Annotated in this window: 21 protein-coding genes and 1 tRNA gene; 2 read left to right on the top strand and 20 right to left on the bottom strand. The window is 35.7% G+C overall.

What is annotated here, in order from left to right:
- Window positions 1-209: 209 nt before the first annotated feature.
- From EK417_RS11680 to EK417_RS11775, 20 genes are all read right to left on the bottom strand, one after another.
- Complete coding sequence (locus EK417_RS11680) at window positions 210-2,105, bottom strand: polysaccharide biosynthesis protein (RefSeq protein WP_076596769.1); 1,896 nt, start codon at window positions 2,103-2,105, stop codon at window positions 210-212.
- A gap of 227 nt (window positions 2,106-2,332) precedes the next feature.
- Window positions 2,333-2,409, bottom strand: a tRNA-Asp gene (locus EK417_RS11685).
- 126 nt (window positions 2,410-2,535) lie between these two features.
- Window positions 2,536-2,853 carry a thioredoxin gene (gene trxA, locus EK417_RS11690; RefSeq protein ID WP_047380983.1) on the bottom strand — a complete coding sequence of 106 codons (318 nt, stop codon included), beginning with the start codon at window positions 2,851-2,853 and terminating at the stop codon, window positions 2,536-2,538.
- 80 nt (window positions 2,854-2,933) lie between these two features.
- Window positions 2,934-4,109, bottom strand: coding sequence for a cysteine desulfurase family protein (locus EK417_RS11695; RefSeq protein ID WP_076596768.1), 1,176 nt, complete (start codon window positions 4,107-4,109; stop codon window positions 2,934-2,936).
- A 2-nt stretch (window positions 4,110-4,111) separates the two neighbouring features.
- On the bottom strand, window positions 4,112-4,579 hold the full coding sequence (locus tag EK417_RS11700; RefSeq protein WP_076596767.1) for a hypothetical protein: 468 nt from the start codon (window positions 4,577-4,579) through the stop codon (window positions 4,112-4,114).
- A gap of 24 nt (window positions 4,580-4,603) precedes the next feature.
- Entirely contained in the window at window positions 4,604-5,191 is a 588-nt protein-coding gene (locus EK417_RS11705) for an HAD family hydrolase (protein WP_136522254.1), read from the bottom strand.
- Between the two features lie 5 nt (window positions 5,192-5,196).
- The gene (locus EK417_RS11710) at window positions 5,197-5,922 is read right to left on the bottom strand and encodes an SDR family NAD(P)-dependent oxidoreductase (RefSeq protein WP_136522255.1); all 726 of its coding nucleotides are present in this window, start codon (window positions 5,920-5,922) and stop codon (window positions 5,197-5,199) included.
- Window positions 5,922-7,241 (bottom strand): FAD-binding oxidoreductase, encoded by a 1,320-nt coding sequence (locus EK417_RS11715; RefSeq protein ID WP_076596764.1) that lies wholly within the window; start codon window positions 7,239-7,241, stop codon window positions 5,922-5,924. Before EK417_RS11715 ends, EK417_RS11710 begins: the two co-directional genes overlap by 1 nt.
- The gene (locus EK417_RS11720) at window positions 7,238-8,125 is read right to left on the bottom strand and encodes a decaprenyl-phosphate phosphoribosyltransferase (RefSeq protein WP_076596763.1); all 888 of its coding nucleotides are present in this window, start codon (window positions 8,123-8,125) and stop codon (window positions 7,238-7,240) included. The genes EK417_RS11715 and EK417_RS11720 overlap by 4 nt, the downstream gene beginning before the upstream one ends.
- Window positions 8,126-8,232: 107 nt before the next feature.
- The gene (locus tag EK417_RS11725; RefSeq protein ID WP_076596762.1) at window positions 8,233-8,922 is read right to left on the bottom strand and encodes a YiaD family glycine zipper/OmpA-like lipoprotein; all 690 of its coding nucleotides are present in this window, start codon (window positions 8,920-8,922) and stop codon (window positions 8,233-8,235) included.
- 26 nt (window positions 8,923-8,948) lie between these two features.
- Window positions 8,949-9,440 carry a lipocalin family protein gene (locus EK417_RS11730; protein ID WP_076596761.1) on the bottom strand — a complete coding sequence of 164 codons (492 nt, stop codon included), beginning with the start codon at window positions 9,438-9,440 and terminating at the stop codon, window positions 8,949-8,951.
- 124 nt (window positions 9,441-9,564) lie between these two features.
- Entirely contained in the window at window positions 9,565-11,247 is a 1,683-nt protein-coding gene (locus EK417_RS11735) for a S8 family serine peptidase (protein ID WP_136522256.1), read from the bottom strand.
- A gap of 93 nt (window positions 11,248-11,340) precedes the next feature.
- Window positions 11,341-11,964: a WbqC family protein gene (locus EK417_RS11740; RefSeq protein WP_181446079.1), complete on the bottom strand. Its 624-nt coding sequence runs from the start codon at window positions 11,962-11,964 to the stop codon at window positions 11,341-11,343.
- 59 nt (window positions 11,965-12,023) lie between these two features.
- Window positions 12,024-13,670, bottom strand: a complete 1,647-nt coding sequence (gene lepB / locus EK417_RS11745; RefSeq protein WP_136522258.1) for a signal peptidase I — start codon at window positions 13,668-13,670, stop codon at window positions 12,024-12,026.
- A gap of 131 nt (window positions 13,671-13,801) precedes the next feature.
- Window positions 13,802-14,503, bottom strand: a complete 702-nt coding sequence (gene dapB, locus EK417_RS11750) for a 4-hydroxy-tetrahydrodipicolinate reductase (RefSeq protein WP_076596758.1) — start codon at window positions 14,501-14,503, stop codon at window positions 13,802-13,804.
- Window positions 14,504-14,565: 62 nt separating this feature from the next.
- A complete protein-coding gene (locus EK417_RS11755) occupies window positions 14,566-15,204 on the bottom strand; it encodes a DUF5683 domain-containing protein (protein WP_136522259.1) in 639 nt (212 codons plus the stop codon).
- The gene (locus EK417_RS11760; RefSeq protein WP_076596756.1) at window positions 15,205-16,095 is read right to left on the bottom strand and encodes a ParB/RepB/Spo0J family partition protein; all 891 of its coding nucleotides are present in this window, start codon (window positions 16,093-16,095) and stop codon (window positions 15,205-15,207) included. It lies immediately after the preceding gene.
- Between the two features lie 68 nt (window positions 16,096-16,163).
- Window positions 16,164-16,937 carry a ParA family protein gene (locus tag EK417_RS11765; protein WP_002981269.1) on the bottom strand — a complete coding sequence of 258 codons (774 nt, stop codon included), beginning with the start codon at window positions 16,935-16,937 and terminating at the stop codon, window positions 16,164-16,166.
- A gap of 164 nt (window positions 16,938-17,101) precedes the next feature.
- A complete protein-coding gene (locus EK417_RS11770; RefSeq protein ID WP_136522260.1) occupies window positions 17,102-17,944 on the bottom strand; it encodes an energy transducer TonB in 843 nt (280 codons plus the stop codon).
- Between the two features lie 309 nt (window positions 17,945-18,253).
- Window positions 18,254-19,540: an adenylosuccinate synthase gene (locus tag EK417_RS11775; protein WP_062676417.1), complete on the bottom strand. Its 1,287-nt coding sequence runs from the start codon at window positions 19,538-19,540 to the stop codon at window positions 18,254-18,256.
- 185 nt (window positions 19,541-19,725) lie between these two features.
- Here EK417_RS11775 and EK417_RS11780 point away from each other — a divergent pair, with 185 nt between their 5' ends.
- Together EK417_RS11780 and EK417_RS11785 are read left to right on the top strand one after the other, a co-directional pair.
- Window positions 19,726-20,508 (top strand): hypothetical protein, encoded by a 783-nt coding sequence (locus EK417_RS11780; protein WP_136522261.1) that lies wholly within the window; start codon window positions 19,726-19,728, stop codon window positions 20,506-20,508.
- On the top strand, window positions 20,498-20,980 hold the full coding sequence (locus EK417_RS11785; RefSeq protein WP_136522262.1) for a type II toxin-antitoxin system VapC family toxin: 483 nt from the start codon (window positions 20,498-20,500) through the stop codon (window positions 20,978-20,980). The genes EK417_RS11780 and EK417_RS11785 overlap by 11 nt, the downstream gene beginning before the upstream one ends.
- The last annotated feature ends 84 nt before the right edge of the window (window positions 20,981-21,064 follow it).

The raw sequence follows: 21,064 nt of genomic DNA on the forward strand, positions 1-21,064 counted from the left end.
TAAATTTAAGATACTTATTGTAAGAAAGCTAACCACACATAATTTATTATATTAATCAGGATATTCACTTATGCGAAGCGTATTTTAATCTGTATATTTAAATTAATTCATTCTCTAGCAATTTTCATTCCGTTTGGAATTAAAATTGCTAAATTATTATTTTATACTTTTTTTTGTAGCTTTTATGCTTTAATTTCCGTCATACACTTTTACCCGGATACGCAGTCAAGAATTTCAAACTCCGAATTATTGCTTATAAATTCAGGAACAATAATTTTTAATATTCTCACAATCTGTAAACTATCTTTATTCATTGCTGACAGAATAATTTGTGTACTCAAATTTTCTATATCTTCAAACTTCATTAATGGATCTCTTGATATCATAATTTTCTCATGGTGCGTTGGAATTGTTGTAGCATTATCTGTTAAAAGTTCTTCATACAGCTTTTCACCAGGTCTTAACCCAATAAAATCAATTTTAATATCAATACCCGGAGTATATCCTGATAATTTTATCATTCTTTCCGCCAAATCCAGAATTTTAACTGGTTTCCCCATATCAAAAACATAAATTTCACCTCCCTGCCCCATCGTTCCGGCCTGAAGTACCAATTCGCAGGCCTCCGGAATCGTCATAAAATAACGAATAATATCGGGATGGGTAATCGTTACCGGACCTCCTTTTTCAATTTGTTTTTTGAAATGTGGTATTACAGAGCCATTGGAACCTAATACATTTCCAAAACGTGTTGTTATAAATTTTGTTGTATTATCTGAAGAATTTTGTAAAGACTGCACAAAAAGTTCAGCAGCTCTTTTGGAAGCCCCCATTACGTTAGTAGGATTTACAGCTTTATCCGTAGATACCATCACGAAACGATTGACATCATATTTTTTTGATAAGAGCGCTACATTCTTAGTTCCTCCGATATTTACAAAAATAGCTTCATGCGGATTATCTTCTATCAAAGGTACGTGTTTGTATGCTGCCGCATGATACACTATTGAAAACTGATAATCATCAAACAATTTTTCCATTCTGGAATAATTTGAAATATCCGCCAGTATAAATTTAAACCTTTGATTGGGAAATTTTTCTAATAAATCAAGCTGCAATTCATATAAAGGAGATTCAGCCTGATCTACGACTACAATAAGTGACGAATTTAGCTGAGCAACTTGTCTTACAATTTCGCTTCCTATAGATCCTGCTCCTCCGGTTACCAGAATATTTTTATTAACATGATAAGATTTTACCTCATCATTCTCTATTTTAATTGCCGGACGGTTCAGTAAATCCTCAATCTGAAGAGGACGAATGTCTTCCACTTTATGATTTTCTTTTATTATATTGGTTACCGGTGCTTTTAATACTTTCAATCCTTTATCCAATGCAAAGCTAGTCCATTCTTCTATCTCTTGCTTAGTCATCACATCTTTGATTAACACCGCATCAAACTGTTCTTTAAGATTACCGCTTTTAAGAAATTGCTTTTTATTATAAATTTTATGACCAAGCAACATTGCTTTTTTAGAATCCGATCTTGCACTAAGAAACCCTGCCAGCTGATATGGATGATCGGGATTATGAATAATAGCCTTTGCTAATGACACAGAAGTATCCTCTACCCCTACAATAGCAATTCTGTCTTTAGATAGAGTACCCTTACTTTCTAACACACCAAAAAGTTCTTTTGTTATCATTCTGAAAAAGAACATCAGAAAAATAGAGATAAAGAAAAATAAAAAAAGAACAGGGTATAAAAATACTGGTTTACCCAATATCAGTTCCGATATAAAATTCAGCCCCAGCAAGACAATAAGAGCACTGCCTGAAGACCATACAATTCTAAAGAAATCAAAAAAAGTAGAGTGTCTGATAATTCCTGCATACGTCTTGAAAAGAACTATACACAAAATATTAATGATAATCACTGAAAATATTTTTTCCTTTTGATACTTAATGAAGTTAAGTTTTACTCCTAGACTATTCAAAAGAAAATATGAAACTAAAACTGAAAAAAAAATGACTGAAATATCAATAAGAAAAACCGACCACCTGGGTATATATCTTACTTCCCTGATTTTAAAAACATTACCCATACACAAATAAACCTAAAGTATCTTTTTCATTAATTCAACATTTGGTGGTTTTATTATCGAGCGAAGATAATAATTATTATTAATATTTTTAATAGCATATGTTAATTTTTATTCAAAATATAAATATTCTGTTTTGAGATATTCTTATATTTAATTCACATGCATACACAAAAAAAAATACTGTAAAATATGTATTTTACAGTATTTTGACTACTTTGATATCGCAGTGGCGATCCGGACGGGACTCGAACCCGCGACCTCCGCCGTGACAGGGCGGCATTCTAACCAGCTGAACTACCGGATCATTATTTTAAAGAACGTCGTTTCTTTTTCGTGGTTGCAAAATTACAACTTTTTTTGTTATCTGCAAATTATTTTAAAAAAAATGCCTTCCAATACTGGAAGGCGTTCATTATCAAACTTATTTTTTTTATAAGTGAGCGCTTAATTTTTCAGCAATTACCTCTTTTGGAGCTACACCTACTAATTTGTCTACTACTTCTCCATTCTTAAAAATAAGAACTGTAGGAATATTTCTAATACCATACTGCATAGAAATTTCTTGGTTGTTGTCTACATCTACTTTCCCAACTATTGCTTTACCTTCAAAATCTGATGCTACTTCTTCGATGATTGGTCCTAAAGTTCTGCAAGGTCCGCACCATACTGCCCAGAAGTCTACTAATACCGGTTTGTCTGATTTTAAAACCGTATCCTGAAATGAGCTGTCTGTAATTTCTAAAGCCATTTTTGTTTCTTTTATTTTAATTAATATTATTTTCTTTTCCTTTATTGGATGTTCAAAATTACGCTTTTTAGAGCACAAGACTATCTATGCTCAACATTAGTTTTTTCTATAGTGTAATCGCTTGAAATTTCCTTTAATGCATTGACCAATATATCGATCTCTGCTTTTGTAGTCATATGGCTGAACGATATACGTAATGGAGTGCAGTGATCCATTTCATCCTCAGAAAGCACCATCATCATAACCATTGAAGGCTTTGACGCACCTGATGAGCATGCACTTCCCTGAGAAATTGCAATGCCTTTCATATCCAATTGAAGTCCTATCAATGGGTTTTTATAAGGCAATAAAGCACTTAAAACCGTATAAAGACTGTTTTCTTTCTCAGCACTTCTTCCGTTGAATTTAATTCCTTCAACTTCGGCAGAAAGCCTTTCAATTGCATACTCTTTGATATTCTGCATATGGTTGGTATATTCCTCCATATGATTCAGAGAAAGCTCTAATGCTTTACCCAACCCTACGATACCGCAAACATTTTCTGTTCCTGCTCTAAGACTTCTTTCCTGAGGCCCTCCGGTAATAATTCCTTTTAAGCCTGTTGATTTTCTGATAAATGCAAATCCAGCACCTTTGGGTCCATGAAATTTATGGGCGCTACAAGATGCAAAATCCACAGGGATATCAGAGAAATCAAGGTTCATATGGGCCATTGTCTGTACAGTATCTGAGTGGAAAAGCGCATGATGCTCTTTGCACAGCTGGGCAACTTGTTTAAGGTTAATGATATTTCCGATTTCGTTATTGGCATGCATTAAGCTAACCAATGTTTTTTTATCTGAAGCTTTTAAAAGCTCTTCTAATTTAACAAGGTCAATGTCTCCTTTTTCATTCGGACGGATGTAGTTTACTTCTACTCCTTTTCTGCTTTTCATATCCAGAATACTTTCAGAAACACATTTATGTTCCAGAGGAGAGCTGATGATTCTTTCTACTCCAAGGTGTTCTACCGAGGATTTGATGATCATATTGTTTGATTCGGTACCACAGGAAGTGAAAATGATTTCAGCAGGAGTTACATGAAGATAGTCTGCAACCTGTCTTCTTACATTTTCAATAAGGATTTTTGCTTCCTGCCCAAAACTGTGTGTTGAAGACGGGTTTCCGAAATTCATTTTCATAGTGCCAACCATTGCATCTATGACTTCTTCTGCAAGCGGAGTGGTTGCGGCATTATCTAAATATACTTTATTCATTATTATTTTGAATATTTTAATTCTACAGAGGTAAATTTGTAATCTGCGGGAACAGTAAATATAATCCAGGGGCTTGAGATCATCTGAATTTCCATTCCACCTGAGGGTTCTCCAGCCGGAACTTCCACATATAAAATCTGATTTTTAACAGATATATTTTTAATCTCTTCAATTTTGTGACTGCCAGATCTGAAGCTTCCCAAATTATATAAAACAACTTTTTTATTTTTCGGAAATTGTGGATATTTTATATAAGATTCCTTTCCCGGTTCTGAAATGCCAAAACTTCCGCTGATAATGTTCCGAAAATCCTTTTCGTCTTTAATGATCTTAAAGCCGGGAGCATCAGCTCCTCCCTGATTTTCAGAAACCAGGAGATCCGTGTTTTCCTGCATAGCAGAAAACTTCTGAGATGAAGTACCGGCACAACCCATGAAGAGTACTGCACATGCAATGATCAGGCTTTTCATTTTTTACAATTTTATCTCCCAAAATTAGTGAAAAAATTGGTAATGTCCCTCATTTGCCCATTTCAACATTGGACGATCTCCGGAAGTATCACCAAATGCAATAATTTTATCATATCTGGAATCATTAATTTCTTCTTTGATTCTTACGAGCTTTTCATTTCCATTGCAGTTTTTTCCTACAAAATTTCCGGTGAAAACCCCGTTCTTGAACTCTGCCCGCGTAGACACAAGCTCCATTTTAAGTTCTTCCGCGAAAGGTTTCACCCAGATATCTAGTGAAGCGGTTACCAATAAACTCTGTGTATTATTCCTATCGATATTTTTTATAAAGTCTAACGCATTTTCCCTCACTATTTTAGGATAATGCTGCTCAAAAAACTGTTTAGACTTCTGTTCTATTTTCTCCTGGGTCTGTCCCCTTAAAATAGAACCGATAAAGCTTTTTTTCACTTTTTCCGTTTCGGCCAGTTTCAGCTTCAGCAGGATAAAAAGAGGCACATGTCTTAAAAATTGTATACGGTATTTTGTAGAATCGTAAAATTTAAGATACATAAACATGGTATCCTTATATGTCAGGGTTCCGTCAAAATCAAAACAATACAATTTTTTCATTTTTTTTAAAGCTTTAATTTTTTAAATATAAATTCAGGGATATTCCTGATAATCATCATGATAATACTCCAAACCGGCAAAACATATGCCACATCCTTCTGCTTTTTAAAGGCTTTATAAATACAGGAAGCTGCCTGTTTTGGAGTTGCTGTCAGTTTCGGATTTAAAGACAGGCCTTCTGTCATCTTAGTTGCCATAAACCCAGGCTTTATTGTAAGAACATGTACTTTCTTATCAAAAAGATAGTTCCTCAAACCGCTCAGGTAAGCCGTAAAAGCGGCTTTTGCACTTCCATAGATAAAATTACTCTGTCTCCCTCTGTCTCCTGCCACTGATGAAAGCCCGATAATCGTTCCGGATCTTCTGCTTTCAAACTTATGGGCAAAATAATTCATCACAGGAACCAGTTTTGAATAATTAATCTCAATGATACGTTCTGTATTTTTGTTATCATATAATCCTTCTTCGGTTCCTTCTCCCAAATATCCTACGGCACAAAATAATACATTTGAATTGATATTATCAAATCTATTATAATCAATTTCTTTTGTCAGATCCAGTTCTACAACTTCCGCCTGCTGCAGAAACTTAACATCAATATGCCTTGCAAAACGCTCTGTAGTTTCTTTATTTGAGGTAAAAAGATAGATTTTTTCAAACTTTTCTCCTTCCTGAAGTGCTTTTTCCACAAAAGCCTGTGCCACTTCAGATGTACTTCCCAGAACTATCATTATGAATTGTTATTTATGATTCTTTTGTGCTGTAAAGACACAAATTTAGGATTTTGAATATTTTTCAGGTAACTGGTCAATGATGATCTGCTCATACTGTCTTTGGTAAGATAAATTCTCCCTCCAAACTCCTGAACAATAGCATCAAGCTGATCTACCAGTTTTTTCAGTTTTGAATTAACTTTAAAATCCAGAGCCAATGTATACCCTTCAACAGGGAATGAATTGTAAGCCTGAGGATTGTTTTTTCCAAAAAGTTTTAAAACAGCCAGGAATGATCCGTTTCCGCTATTCGCTATCGTTTCAAGGATTTTTCTCATTCCTTCTTTTCCTGTTTCTTTAGGAATCACCATTTGGTACTGTATAAATCCTGATTTGCCATAGATTTTATTCCAGTCATTAACAGCATCCAAAGGATAGAAAAACGTCTCATAATCGATAAAATTCTTAACTTCCTTCTTAGACTGTTTCTTATAGTATAACCAATTAAATATTTTTACGGTAAGGGCATTCAGTACAAATCCCGGAAAATAAAACGGAACTGTAGGAGAAAATTTCTTCTTCAATCTCAAAGGTGTTTTGGAAAAACTCTGGGGAAGTTCATGCTGGAAAGCATGTTCTCCTCTCATCAGAATACTTCTTCCGATATTTTTTCCTTTCTGAAGACAATCAATCCAGGCAACCGTGTAGGTCCAGCTTTCGCTTTCATCAAACAGTTTAAAGATCTCATCCAGATTATCCGCTTTGATGCTTTCCTGGCGAATGTATGCAGATTCTATATTTTTAAGTTTAAATTTTGCGGTAAGAATAATTCCTGTAAGTCCCATTCCTCCAATGGTAGCCCAGAACTTTTCCACATTCTCTTCTCTGGAACAGGTAATAATTTCACCTTTCTCAGTCATTAGCTTAAACTCAATCACATATTCTGAAAAACATCCTTCTGCATGATGGTTTTTTCCATGAACATCGGAAGCGATAGCACCTCCTACTGATACAAATTTTGTCCCGGGAGTAACGTATAGAAAGTATCCCTGTGGAACTGCTATTTCCAGTACATCTGAAAGCAGCACTCCGGATTCACATTCTATGATGCCGTTCAAACGGTCAAAATTGATAAATTTATTTAATTTTTTAGTTGAAAATATAGATTCTCCCAACGAAGCATCTCCGTAGCATCTTCCATTTCCCCTTGCAATAACTTCGTTGTGATTGAGTACAAATTCTTTTATTTTTCTGAAACTGTCCTCAGATCTCATTTCCTTCTCTACTATTGGGAAATTCCCCCAGTTTGTAACTTTCTGTGTGAAATTCGGTTTCATTTCTTAAAATAAATTTGAATTAAAAATGCAACTACCCAAAGCAATAAGGTAACCTGTATATAACGGTCTCTGTAAACAATTTTTGTTGGAGATTCCGTTCTGTTGTAAACAAGGGTCTGCTGAAGATATCTTAACAACGCAAATACAACAAAAATTACGGTATAAAAAACTCTTTCGTGAAATCTTTCCTGAACTTCCGGAGAAAGGGTAAACATGAGATAGCAGACAATAGCCAGTGTAATAGAAATGGACAAAGCAATATCAGCAAACTGAACGTTATATCCATCCAGCGCTTTTCTTGTTTTTCCTGAAACCTGTGCATTGATAAGTTCGCCTCTTCTTTTTCCTATAGCCAGTACCAAAGCCAATACAAATGTAAGCAGGATCGCCCACTGTGAGATACTTATTCCTGTAATATAACCTCCGGCCAATACACGCAGAACAAATCCTATGGCAATAATAAAGATATCAATGATAGGAACATGCTTCAGCCTGAAAGTATAGGCAAGATTCATCACCACATAAAAAACTATGATGATGGCAAATTTCCAAAGTAATTCATGGAAATAAATTTTTGTAAAGAATACAAGAGCAATATCTACCACAATAAGACCGATAAGAATTCCTACGGCTTTTGATTTTGAAATAGCACCACTGGCCAAAGGTCTTCTCCTTTTCTCTGGGTGTTTTCGGTCTGCTTCAATATCGTTATAATCATTCAGTATATAGACCACACTTGCTGCAAGTGAAAATATAACGAATGCAAAAATGCTCTTGAGAAGCAGATCTATATTGGTAATATTACCTGAAAAGAAAAGAGGGACAAATACAAAAAGGTTTTTCACCCATTGCTCCACACGGAGCAGCTTTAAATATTTCTTCATTTATGTTATTCCAAATACAAAAATAATAAATTCAAAATTTCTAGCATAAAAATACAAAAAAAACCGCCGGGGCGGTCTTTTACGAAAATATTTATATATTAAATTAACTATTGGCCTTGTTTGGCATCGTTAATCATCTTTTCATTGGCAGTAATAGCAAACTCTACTCTTCTGTTTTTAGCTCTTCCTTCATCGGTATCGTTGCTAGCTACAGGCATAGCTTCACCTTCACCTTTTGTAAACATTCTGGCTGATGCAATTCCTTTTCCTACCAGGTATGACTTCACAGCGTCTGCTCTTCTTTGAGAAAGCTTAAGGTTGTAAGCATCTGCACCCTTGCTGTCTGTGTAACCATAGATATTAATATTCGTATCTGGATTATTAACCAGTACTTCAGCTAATTTGTCAAGGTTTGTTTGTGCAACAGAAGTAAGGTTTGAAGAGTCGAAAGCAAAGTTTACAATACTTTCATTCATGGTTACCTTAATACCGTCTCCTACTCTTTCTACCTGAGCTCCCGGCAAAGTTTCTTTAATATCTTTTGCCTGCTTATCCATTTTGTTACCAATAACGTTACCTGCAACACCACCTATAATACCTCCCAATATAGCTCCGATAGCTCCGTTTCCTCCTTTCCCTACATTGTTACCAAGGATACCCCCAATTACGGCTCCCGAAGCAACCCCTACTGCTGTACCTTTTTGTTGGTGATTTGAATTCTGAACCGCTTCACAGCTTGTCAATAATAATGCTGATGATAAGAAAAGGGCTCCTACGTATGTTTTTGTAAATTTCATTTTTTTTGATCTTTTATGTTGATAAATTATTTCATTCCTGTTCTCTGGAAGTTGTAAACTACTTTTACATTACCTCCTTCAAAAGGAACATCTTGCTCAAGTGAAAACTGATCTGTAGTCTGATTGATCATTGTAAGGCTGTAACCTGCTGTATTTTGTTTAGCTTTTGTGCCTGAAGCAATTTTTTTAAACATAAACGTATTACCGCCTTTTACTTCAAATTTGATGGGCTGTGTAATTGCCGGGCAATCTCCACCCCCGTTTAAAGTATAAGCTCCTGTCCAGTTATTGGGAATCAATCTCCAGTGGCTTCCTACGAAACACTGTGCGTCTGCACCTTCGTCAAAAGGCTTAATTTTATAACCTTTATCATAATCTATGCTTACAATCTGCCAGTCTCCTTTCATTTTCAGGAAGTCGGCTCTTTGATTTTGAGATGTAGCTGCTTTGTTAACAGAGGAACACGAAACTGCAAAAAGTGATGTTCCCAACATCCCTGCAAGTAGTAACTTTTTCATTTTGTTGTTTATTATTTTGTTACTATAAAGTTACAAAAAACCGTGCCAAAATTTAAAATAAAAAATAAAAAGTCCGAAAAAATCCGGACTCTTTATGGTTTCTCCTTAAATACAGTGAGATAAATTATTTTTTAACAGCCTTTTTTACGGATTTCGAAGGCTTGGCAGTGCCTGAAGGTTTACCTTTATAGAAATTGGTATAGGCATATTCTGCGGCCTTTTTCAGGTCAATAACTCCACCAGCCTGAGATTGGTCTCCAAATCCATTTGCTGTACTTGGATTGCTGCTTTTCACAAGAGCTTCAATGATCTGATAAGGTTTAAGATCCGGCATATAAGCCAGTAAAACAGCCGCTCCTCCGGCTACCACAGGGGAAGCCATAGAAGTACCCTGAAGGTATTTATATTCATTTTTAGGAACGGTAGAATAGATTTCCTCTCCCGGAGCAAAAACGTTGACCATTTTTTTATTGTAATTAGAAAAATCTGCTCTCAGGGCATTATTTTTATTGGTACTTGCTCCTACTACAAGAACGTTGCTTACAAATGGCTTTTCGTCTGTAATGTCTTTAAAGTTGGTAGGATATGCCAGATGTTCTGCTACATCTTCATTTTCGTTACCAGCAGCCTTCACTAAAAGGACACCTCTATCTTCAGCATATTTGAAAGCATCCCAAACAACATTTTTACCGGGAGAAACCGGTTTTCCAAAGCTCATGTTTAATACTTTCGCTCCGTTATCTACTGCATATCTGATGGCATTGGCAACATCTTTATCTCTTTCATCTCCATTCGGGACTGTTCTTACAGACATGATTTTAGCCACTTTGGAAGCGACTCCGTACTGAACTTCTTTTCCTTGAGGAAGTCCGGCAATAATACCTGCCACGTGAGTTCCATGTTCTGCGTCCGGTCCTTCATAATGATTATTTCCATAGATTTTTTCAGAATAATCATCATAGTTATCCCCTACAATCTCTTTTCTTGGATCATATGAAAGGTCATATTGTTTTGCTGCAGGAGCAAAGTGATCGATTGCTTCTTTCATTTCCTCCTTCATCTTCTTTTCAAACTCTGCTGCTGATTTTCCTTTGAATTCTGGGCTTTGTGAAATCTGGCCTAAAAATTCCATCGCAATGGCATCTCTCTGATCTGTAGGAGCTTTGATCCCAGCAATCGTTTCTGCAGTTACAGGCTTACCTCCCAGCAGTTTTACCATATTAGGAATCAGTTCGTTAAGCATAGAATAGGTTCTGAAGTTCTGCTGAGCCTCGATACTCTTTTTATTGAACATATCTTTGGCTTTCATGTACATCTCAAACTCATCCTTCATCTTAGCCTGATTGGCTTTATTTTTTGTGGAATCATCTCCTTCGAAAACAGGTTTATATTTGGCAACTACTCTTGTCACCTCCATGTTATCGATATCAATATCACCGTTTTTTCCTCCTATAAAGTTCCATCCGTGTACATCATCAATATATCCGTTTCCATCGTCATCTTTTCCGTTTCCGGGAACTTCGTTCGGATTTGACCATAGATTCTTTACCAGTCCCGGATGATCTACCTGTACTCCGCTGTCTAACACACCCACCACTACGGTTTTAGGCTTCAGCCCTTTAGATTCCAGGTATTTATAAGCATTTGCAGTATTTACCCCATATACTTTTGAAGTTGCAAAATCTTTATGATACCATGTCATAAGATCTTTATCTTCTTTGGGATCAATACTTTTAGCTTTAGATTCCTGTGCAAAAGAGAAGCTAAAACCTGCCAAAAAAACGGCAGCTAATAATACCTTTTTCATATGTTGATATTTAATTTTTTAAAGACTTATGCATATTCCCATCGCCACCTGCATCTGTTTTATAGTGAAAATGCCATCAAAGGCGATGGTATGCTAATCTAATTGTTTTATATTTTTTATATACACTAATGATTCCGGCCCTTTATTACAGATAAGGTCAAGAACCGAAAGATCTTCCAAAAATCCTAATTTATCAGAAAATGTCTGGTAATATTCTTCCATCTGAAATTCTGAAGGAAGTTTTGCTGAAAACTTTTCTCTGAAATTGATACTGTCAGGATTTTTGATATATTCTTCATTCAAAGAGTGTGCCTTTTCTGTTTTCAGTATCTGTTGGATTACTTCTATTCCTTTAAGGTTAAAATCAAGAAGAAACTTTTCTTTAAGGTCAAATATTTTTCTGAACTTGTCTTCGTAATACTCAAAATAAGGAGAGCTTTGATATGCGGTCTTAATGGATTTCCAATGAAGCGTTCTCCAGTCTTCACGGTAAGAGATTTCAATATCTTTAAATTCTCTTTTTCCGTTATGGTTGATAGGAATTATTAATGACAATTTTCCGTTGGCACCATAAATATTGGCTCTGTTTCTATAGGTTTGCTTCGGGAAGTTTTCAAACTGTTCAAATACAATTTTATTCTCAGGATTCAAAAACACTGAGAACCATGAGATTGGGGGCATATAAAATGCCGGCAATAATACATTCGTCATATTCATAATGCAAAAATGAAGTATTTTTTCAAATACTTCATTCTATTTTAAGTTTAATTTTTCTATTAGTCGTCTTCAGTTTTTTTCTTTCTGAATAATTTCATGAAATAATCCCATCCGAAGAATAAGATCAGAATCATCGCTGCAACCCACCAGTAAGAAGTTTTATTGGCTTCACCTGTGTTGGTGGCTTTGAACATTCTTTCCCAACGGATTTTGAATGGAGCCTGGTAAGTGGAACTGCTGTCAGAGAATGCACCCTGAAGACTCATCCATGTAAACATTGGTTTTCCAACAATATTTTCTTCCGGAACGAAGCCAAAGAATCTTGCATCCAATGAAGCATCTCTGTTGTCCCCTATCATCATATAATAATCCTGCTGAATGGTATACTGATTCGCTTCTTTACCATTAATGAAGATCTTTCCGTTCTTTTTCTCTAAGCTGTTGTGTTCATATTCAGAAATGATCCACTGGTACATTGGCAGTGTTTCCTGATTGATCGCTACTACATCTCCTTTTTTAGGAATTCTAACCGGTCCGTACCAATCCTGATTCCATGGTTTGTTGATTGGGAAAATAGATTGAGTAGTATCGATTTTAGTTTTAGCTTCGTCTCTGTAATATACTGCAGCTTCTCCTTTTGGTGAAACCTCTTCCTTCATATCAATAACGTGAGGAAGTTCTTTAATTTCTTTAGCCGTTTTATCCGTTAAGCCCTGGAATCCATAAAGGAAACCTCCGTTATTCTGCTGTACTTCCTGAACCGGTAAGAATCCATAAGCTTTATATAAAGTAGGGATATCCAATTGGGCGTCCGTCGTTACAAGGTATCTGTGCTGTACTTCCTGATCTCCTAAAACAGTCTCCGGCTTTCCGTTGACGAAAAGTCTTCCGGCTCTCATTTCAAAAGTATCTCCTGCTGTAGCCACACATCTTTTTACGTAAGGATCTTTTCTGTCAATTGCTGTATGTACTGAATCCTGAGGATAGTTGAAAACCACCACATCATTTCTCTGCGGCTTATTGAATTGTAATATTCTTGTATAAGGAAGCTTTACTGCGTCTACATAAGACTTCGGATCATCTTTCGGATTCCCTTTCTGTCCTGTATCCATAATGGTTCCCTGAAGGAAAGGTATTGCTACCGGACGCATTGGAAGTCTGTAACCGTAGCTCCATTTGTTTACGAAAAGGAAGTCACCTACCAATAATGTTCTTTCCATGGATCCTGTAGGAATCCCGAAAGGTTGTGTTACAAAAACGTGGATAATGGTTGCGAAAACTACCGCAAAGGTAATGGAACCGATGAATGTATCATTCTTCTTATCATTTTTTTCTTCGTCTGTAAGAAACAGATCGTTTGCATTTTCATCTTCTAACTCTACGTCTTTAGAATAGTTGATGACCGCCATATAAATAAATGGCAGGATCACGGTAAGAATCTGATCTTTGAAAAGTGTTTTTCCAAACTTTTTCACCAGGTAAAGGTGGAAAACAGACATCATGATTGGCCCTACTATCGGAAGATAAGACAGGATTGCCCACCATTTCGGGTGTTTTGTTTCTTTCAGAATAATGAAATAGTTGTAGAAAGGGATAAAAGCAAATAAAGGGCTATAACCCATTTTCTTGAACAGTTTCCAAGATGAAATGCCCATCAATACGGATAGTATGAGGACATATACTGTATAAGTTAAAAAATAATTCATAAATTTTTGTGCCTATTCTTATGATATCAATGATAAAATGATGAGTAATAAATGATAAAAGCAGTCCGCTGTTTACAATTCACTATTCATCATCTTCTTTATTTGTCGCAATTTACAGAATTTGTTACAAATTAAAGCCCCAAAACGTCTTTCATTGCGAAGTTTCCTTTTTTATCTTTAATCCACTCTGCAGCTACTACAGCTCCCAGTGCAAAACCATTTCTGTTGAATGCGGTATGTTTGATCTCGATTTCGTCTACCTCACTTCTGTAGTACACGCTGTGCGTTCCGGGAACTTCATCTTCACGTACTGCAAAAATTCCAAGCTGCTTCCCTTCTGTTTCTTCCAGCTTCCAGGCATCAAATTTCGGATTGTTTTGAATGATTCCTTCTGCAATGGAAATGGCGGTTCCACTTGGAGCATCTTTCTTATGAATGTGGTGAATCTCTTCCAGCTGGCAAGAGTATTCATCTACGTTTTTCATAAGAGCTGCCAATTTTTCATTTAAAGCAAAGAATAAATTTACTCCTAAACTAAAATTAGAGCCATATAGGAAAGCTGTTTCATTATCTACAGCCAGTTTTTCAATTTCAGCTTTTTGATCAAGCCATCCTGTTGTTCCGCAGATCACCGGAATTTTATTTTCAAGACAGGCTTTGATGTTTTCAAATGCAACTTCCGGCAGTGAAAACTCAATCACAACATCCGGATTATTAAGATTCTCAGCAGTTGGGGTTTCCTTCAGACGGGCAACTACTTCATGACCTCTCTTCTGTGCGATCTCATCAATGATCTTACCCATTTTACCGTAACCGACTAATGCTATTTTCATATAATCTTTTTATTTTTTAATCTGCATTTAATCCTAAGAACTTTCTGCAGGTCTATTGTCTTTTAAAATCTGTAACTTAAACTGAATCCTGTTTTCGGTGCACTGTACCCATACTGATCCTGAATAACCGATGGCTTAAAAACCAGATCCGGGTCATGACGGCTTTCGTAAAGATGGGCATCTACTACAGCATCTACAATATTCAGAATATAGATCAGACCTGTAATAGCAATGGCATAATCCCTTTGCCTTTTGGCTCTGTCCTGTGCATTACCCAAAGCTCTTTTGTCCAGCCAAGGGTGGGTGTCTACAAATTCATTTGGTGTACCGTTCAGCTTTGCTACGTAATATTCCCGATATTTTTTGTATTGGTTATCATTCCATACGGCAATACCAACTCCCGCTCCAACCGCTCCCCAAACAATAGGAATTTTCCAGTATTTTTTGTTATAAAACTGTCCTAATCCAGGTAAAACTGCGGAATACAATCCCGCTCTGGTAGGATTCAGCTTTATAGTTTTTACTGTGGGACCATTGGCTTTTTCAAGATCTTCAATAATCTTTGCTTCTGTTTTGCCTGGTTTCACCACACGAGGTTCTTCTTTCGGAAGAGTCTGCATCCGAACGGTATCGATAGGTTTTACTTGTGAGTAAGCCAGTGCAGCCATACACAAGAAAAATGTGAAAAATATTTTCTTCATTTATTTAATATGGGATAAAATATATTCCAGCTCTTCTTCATTTTTGAAGTCCAGAACAATCTTACCTTTTTTACCATTTCCAGAAGCTTTGATCTCTACTTTTACGTCCAAGATATCTGCGATGGTCTTCTGGGCTTTTTTATAGTTGTTGGAAAGCTCTACTTTTGCTTTTTTAGCGGCAGCAGATTTTGGGTTCTTCAATGCTGCAGCAGCCTGTTCAGCCTGACGAACGTTTAATTTTTCTTTGATAATAAGATCAAACAAAACCTGCTGATCCTCTTCACTTTCAAGGCTGATAATGGCTCTTCCGTGTCCTGCAGAAATCTCACCGCTTCTGATGGCATTCTGAATATCCGGATTTAATCTTAACAGTCTGATAGAATTGGTAATGGTACTTCTGTCCTTTCCTATTCTCTGGCTCAGGTTTTCCTGAGTAAGACCTATTTCTTCTAAAAGCCTGTGATAGGTTAATGCTATTTCGATAGCATCAAGATCTTCTCTCTGAATATTTTCAACAAGAGCCATCTCAAGAAGCTCCTGGTCATTCACTAAACGAATATAGGCGGGAATAGTCGTTAACCCTGCAATTTTAGTTGCCCTGTAACGTCTTTCCCCGGAAATGATTTCAAACTTTTCACCGTCTTTTCTCAGGGTAATCGGCTGGATTACACCCAAGTTTTTGATTGACTGTGCTAGCTCATTTAATGCTTTTTCATCAAAATAAGTTCTCGGCTGCGTTGGGTTCGGATAGATATCTTCAAGCGCAACTTCCACAATATTTCCCACAAACTTATCTGCTCCTTCATCAGTAGCGGAATTGATAGTTGCTTTGGATTCTGCACTTAAAATGGCGCCCAAGCCGCGTCCCATAGCTCTTTTTTTGTCCTTCATAGATATAATTGATAAATGATGTTTGAAAAGTGATGCCTGGCATTCACTTATTGCCATTTATTATTAATTTAATTCTTTATTAAGTTTTCATTCTTCAAAAGAACTTCTTCAGCTAACTGAATATACTGAACAGCTCCCTTACTTTCTGCATCATAATTCAGGATACTTTCTCCAAAACTTGGTGCTTCACTCAATCTTACGTTTCTACTGATAATGGTTTCAAAAACCATCTCAGGGAAATGCAGATTTACTTCTTCCACTACCTGATTGGATAATCTCAATCGGCTGTCATACATGGTTAAAAGAAGACCTTCAATTCCAAGATCTTTATTATGGATCTTCTGAACATTTTTAACGGTATTCAAAAGTTTCCCAAGCCCTTCTAATGCGAAATATTCACACTGAATCGGAATGATTACAGAATCTGCTGCCGTAAGAGCATTGACGGTAATAAGACCTAAACTCGGTGCACAGTCGATGATAATATAATCATAATCATCTCTTACGCTTGCCAATGCTTTTTTCAGCATATACTCACGGTCTTCCTTGTCTACCAATTCAATTTCCGCAGCTACCAGATCGATATGTGACGGAATAATATCCAGGTTCGGAGTTGCCGTTCTTTTGATACAGACTCTCGTATCCGCACTGTGCTCCAGCAGATTATATGTTGAATACTGAACATCTTCAACACCCAGGCCGGATGTAGCATTCGCCTGAGGATCAGCATCGATGATTAATATTCTTTTTTCCAATACTCCTAATGCTGCCGCCAGGTTTACAGCGGTGGTAGTTTTACCAACGCCTCCTTTTTGATTAGCAATACCTATGATTTTTGCCATTATTAGAACTTTAAGTTTCAAAAATACACTTTTTTCTTTGCTCTCGGTGAGTGGGGAAAATCAAAATTGAGTTAAAATATTGTTAATAAGCAATTTAACGATAAAAAAAATTATCCACAAAAAAAATTCTTTGTGGATAACTATTTGAAATTTACTTTTTCGTATTAATTCTCAAATTTCATGGAGATGGGAAATTTGAAATAACTTCTTACGAATTCTCCTTTTTTGTTTTTGGCTGGAATCCATTTTCCTTTGTTGGAAATCATTTTAATTGTTCTCATTGCCTCATTGTTAAAATCGGCGTTGGTTCCGTTAGCTTTTACCCCTGAGATGGTTCCGTCCATTTCTACAATAAAGGTAACTGTCGTTTTTACTACATCTTCGGATTCAAATCCTGAACTGTCGAAGCTGTTCATCACTTTATTTCTGAAGGAGTCTATTCCTCCTGCAAAATTGGCTTCTACACTTAATTCCGTTTCAATCTTTTTAGGATCTGCTTTTTCAACTACCGGATCAGCCTTTACAGCGGGTGGCCCGTCTCCTCCAATAACACGTGGAACAATCGGAATATAGGTTGTATTTGGTACTTCTTTACCGTCCGATGTCTGTGTACTTGCCACTGCATTTGTTTTATCCTCCACTTGTTTTTCATTGGTAACAATTGCTTTAGGCTCTGGCACTCTTTCATCATATGTTTTTACTGCAGGAGCTGGCGGCGTTGGTTTTACAATCTGCGCAGGAGGATCTTTTGGTTTATCTATCTCCTGAATCTCAACAACTCTTGGAAGTTCATATAACGGTCCTGCGGGTATATCAGCAGGTTTCATTGCAGAGATCACAAATGGTGTAATGGATACTGCGGCCATTAAACCTGCTCCGATAAAAAGCGCTTTGGTTAATATTCTATCTGATTCGTTTCTTAATACATAGGCACCATATTCTTTATTGCGGTGCTCAAACAGAACTTCGTTGAACCGAAATTCCTGATTTTGGTTATGTTGTTTCATCACTACTACTATTTAAACTGTTAAAAATTTTGATTATTAGTTTTATTGTTCTTATCGATAAGTAGTGTTTCAATATCAAAACATCTGCCAAAATTTTATCAAAACAACATAATATTAGAAAATTTTATGACAATGTTTAAATTTTAACATTTACAAATAGAAAGTTTACAGGAGAAAAAGGAGTTATTTCTTCTGTAAATAAATAGCAATTCATTACCTTATCCCTGTCAAGGTTTTGAACCTTGACAAGGGTTAAAAAAAAGAGACCATCCAATGATAGTCTCTCTATTATTTTAATCTCTAAGAATATTAGAATAATTCTTTTCTGATAATGTTCTGACTTCTTTCAGGACCTACAGAAACCAAGTATACGTTGATTCCTAAGTATTTTTCAATAAACTCGATATATTTCTGAGCAGTGTCAGGAAGTTCATCATAGCTTCTTGCTTTCGTAATATCTTCGCTCCACCCTGGTAAATCCTGGTAGATTGGCTCGTAATTGTATAGTTTTTCTGTTGAAGAAGTGAAATAATCGATAATTTTTCCGTCTTCAGTTTTGTAGTGTGTTACTACTTTCAGATTCTCAATTCCTGTAAGAACGTCAAGCTTAGTGATGACAAGGTTATTGATACCGTTAATCATACAAGCATGCTTTAAAGAAACAAGGTCTAACCAACCTGTTCTTCTTGGTCTACCTGTAGTTGCTCCGAATTCACCACCGATCTGTCTGATTTTTTCACCCAGTTCGTTATCCAGTTCAGAAGGGAAAGGTCCGTTTCCAACTCTTGTACAGTAAGCTTTTGCAACACCAATTAAGTTCTGAAGTGAAGTTGGCGGCACACCTGCTCCTGAACAAACACCTCCTGTAGATGGAGAAGATGAAGTTACGTATGGATAGGTACCGAAGTCGATATCCAACATTAACGCCTGTGCACCTTCGAATAAGACGTTTTTACCGTCTCTGATCGCTTCGTTCAGCTCTAATTCTGTATCAACGATTCTGTCCTGAAGCTGTTTTCCGATTGCTAAATATTCGTTGTAGATTTCTTCAACGTCTAACGTTGGCTTTCCGTAATATTTTTCAAAAAGAGAGTTCTTAACTTTTAAGTTTTTCTCGATTTTATCTCTTAAAATTTCAGGATTTAAAAGGTCTACCATTCTGATCCCGACTCTTGCAATTTTATCTTCATAACAAGGTCCGATTCCTTTTTTGGTAGTTCCGATCTGAGTTCCTCCGTGCTCCTCTTCACGGTAAGTATCCAAAAGGATGTGGTAAGGCATGATGACATGCGCTCTTCTGCTGATAAAGATATGATCTGTTCTCAAGCCTTTGCTCTCAATCTGACCAACTTCTTTAATGAAAGACTTAGGGTTTACCACTACTCCGTTCGCAATGATACATTTCCCTTTGCATTGAAGAACTCCTGAAGGAAGAAGGTGTAGAACGAATTTCTCATCACCCACATAAACCGTGTGACCAGCGTTGTCTCCACCCTGGAAACGCACTACATAGTCCGATTTTGCTGATAAAACATCCGTGATTTTTCCTTTGCCTTCATCTCCGTACTGAAGACCTACAACTACATAAGTTGACATATTTTACTTTTGTTTTTAGATTCGTGCAAAATTACTTTTAAAAAAAATGACGACCAAATTCTAGAGGATATTTATTTTTAGTTGGGGTGAAAATCATGAGGTTGAAGTTATTAAAATTATTTAGACTAAAATAATAAAGTCATGTCGTATAATTTTTGAAATAAAAATTTGTTTACTTTTGTTTTGTGGAAAAACATGGTCAAATAGAAATAAAAGTTTCTGGAAAAATTGGAAACGTAGATATAAATCCTGATAACTTTGATATCAAGGAAATAGTTTCTATATTAAACAATGTTGATGATTTGCTATATTCTGGAGATAAGAAAAATAGACCTTTGATTTCTTATGATATTAAAGAAGGCTCTGTTAGAAATATTTTTAAAACCGGAATACAATATATAGTTAGTTTTAATGCCGTATTAGGTTTAATTTCTCAAACTAATACAATTGATTATTTGGATTTAGCAACAGCTAAAGCTATTGAAAACCTTCAAGATTTAGCAAAGAAAAAGGATTTTGCTCTTGATATAACGACATCACTTGAAGGTTCTAATAATATTCGAATTGATAAATTTTCTGATTTTAAAAGAACAGAAGCAATTTGGGCTGAAGCAGAATTTTATTTCTATGGAAAAATAACTAATGCAGGAGGCAAAGATAAAGCTAATATTCATTTATTGACTGATGAATACGGAACGGTTAGAATTCAAACTCCAATTTCATTCTTAGAACAACAAGAAGAAAATATTCTATATAGATCTTTAGGTATAAGAGCTAAAGGTAATCAACATTCCGAAAACGGAGAAATTGATTTTACAAATTTAGAGTTCATTGAGTTAATTGATTACAATCCCATTTTTGACGAAAATTATTTGAAAAAATTAAGAGATAGGGCAAAACAATCTTGGCTTTCAAATATTAATCCTGATGAATGGTTAAGACAAATGAGAGGAAGCTATGAAAGTTAATGGAGTTTTACTAGACACAAGTTTCTTTATTAGATTTTTAAATGATGCTGATCCATTATTTAAAAATGCTTTGGAATATTATAAATACTTCTTAAGCAAAGATATCAAAATGTATATTTCAACAATTTCAATTGCTGAATATTGTGTTGGAGGTTCAATATCAGAACTACCTTTAAGAAATTTAGCTATTCTTCCATTTAATCTGAATCATGCCACTAAAACAGGGGACATTGCTAAAGTAGTTTTCACAAAAAAAGGAAAATTAAAACTAGCTGAAAGAAATATAATTCCAAATGACTCAAAATTATTTTCTCAAGCAGATGTAGAGAAAAATATCATTTATTATTTGTCTTCAGACACCGAGAGTATCAAAATTTATTACCTTCTCCAAGAAGAAGACCAAAAGCCTAGTTTTAATTTTATAGATTTAAATATCCCACCAAATGAATATTTTGGTTATTTAGATTTATAAATATCATTAAGTTTTGATTAAAACAAAGTTAAAGTACAATAATTACCAATCCACTGTTCTACCTACTTCATCTTCAAACACGCA

This window comes from Chryseobacterium candidae, assembly GCF_004916905.1.
In the GTDB taxonomy this organism is placed as follows: Bacteria; Bacteroidota; Bacteroidia; order Flavobacteriales; family Weeksellaceae; genus Chryseobacterium; species Chryseobacterium candidae.

Bases quoted from the DNA above. Each gene is read 5' to 3' on its own strand.
- EK417_RS11680 (WP_076596769.1), bottom strand. From the start codon at position 2,105: ATGGGTAATGTTTTTAAAATCAGGGAAGTAAGATATATACCCAGGTGG.
- trxA (WP_047380983.1), bottom strand. From the start codon at position 2,853: ATGGCTTTAGAAATTACAGACAGCTCATTTCAGGATACGGTTTTAAAA.
- EK417_RS11695 (WP_076596768.1), bottom strand. From the start codon at position 4,109: ATGAATAAAGTATATTTAGATAATGCCGCAACCACTCCGCTTGCAGAA.
- EK417_RS11700 (WP_076596767.1), bottom strand. From the start codon at position 4,579: ATGAAAAGCCTGATCATTGCATGTGCAGTACTCTTCATGGGTTGTGCC.
- EK417_RS11705 (WP_136522254.1), bottom strand. From the start codon at position 5,191: ATGAAAAAATTGTATTGTTTTGATTTTGACGGAACCCTGACATATAAG.
- EK417_RS11710 (WP_136522255.1), bottom strand. From the start codon at position 5,922: ATGATAGTTCTGGGAAGTACATCTGAAGTGGCACAGGCTTTTGTGGAA.
- EK417_RS11715 (WP_076596764.1), bottom strand. From the start codon at position 7,241: ATGAAACCGAATTTCACACAGAAAGTTACAAACTGGGGGAATTTCCCA.
- EK417_RS11720 (WP_076596763.1), bottom strand. From the start codon at position 8,125: ATGAAGAAATATTTAAAGCTGCTCCGTGTGGAGCAATGGGTGAAAAAC.
- EK417_RS11725 (WP_076596762.1), bottom strand. From the start codon at position 8,922: ATGAAATTTACAAAAACATACGTAGGAGCCCTTTTCTTATCATCAGCA.
- EK417_RS11730 (WP_076596761.1), bottom strand. From the start codon at position 9,440: ATGAAAAAGTTACTACTTGCAGGGATGTTGGGAACATCACTTTTTGCA.
- EK417_RS11735 (WP_136522256.1), bottom strand. From the start codon at position 11,247: ATGAAAAAGGTATTATTAGCTGCCGTTTTTTTGGCAGGTTTTAGCTTC.
- EK417_RS11740 (WP_181446079.1), bottom strand. From the start codon at position 11,964: ATGAATATGACGAATGTATTATTGCCGGCATTTTATATGCCCCCAATC.
- lepB (WP_136522258.1), bottom strand. From the start codon at position 13,670: ATGAATTATTTTTTAACTTATACAGTATATGTCCTCATACTATCCGTA.
- dapB (WP_076596758.1), bottom strand. From the start codon at position 14,503: ATGAAAATAGCATTAGTCGGTTACGGTAAAATGGGTAAGATCATTGAT.
- EK417_RS11755 (WP_136522259.1), bottom strand. From the start codon at position 15,204: ATGAAGAAAATATTTTTCACATTTTTCTTGTGTATGGCTGCACTGGCT.
- EK417_RS11760 (WP_076596756.1), bottom strand. From the start codon at position 16,095: ATGAAGGACAAAAAAAGAGCTATGGGACGCGGCTTGGGCGCCATTTTA.
- EK417_RS11765 (WP_002981269.1), bottom strand. From the start codon at position 16,937: ATGGCAAAAATCATAGGTATTGCTAATCAAAAAGGAGGCGTTGGTAAA.
- EK417_RS11770 (WP_136522260.1), bottom strand. From the start codon at position 17,944: ATGAAACAACATAACCAAAATCAGGAATTTCGGTTCAACGAAGTTCTG.
- EK417_RS11775 (WP_062676417.1), bottom strand. From the start codon at position 19,540: ATGTCAACTTATGTAGTTGTAGGTCTTCAGTACGGAGATGAAGGCAAA.
- EK417_RS11785 (WP_136522262.1), top strand. From the start codon at position 20,498: ATGAAAGTTAATGGAGTTTTACTAGACACAAGTTTCTTTATTAGATTT.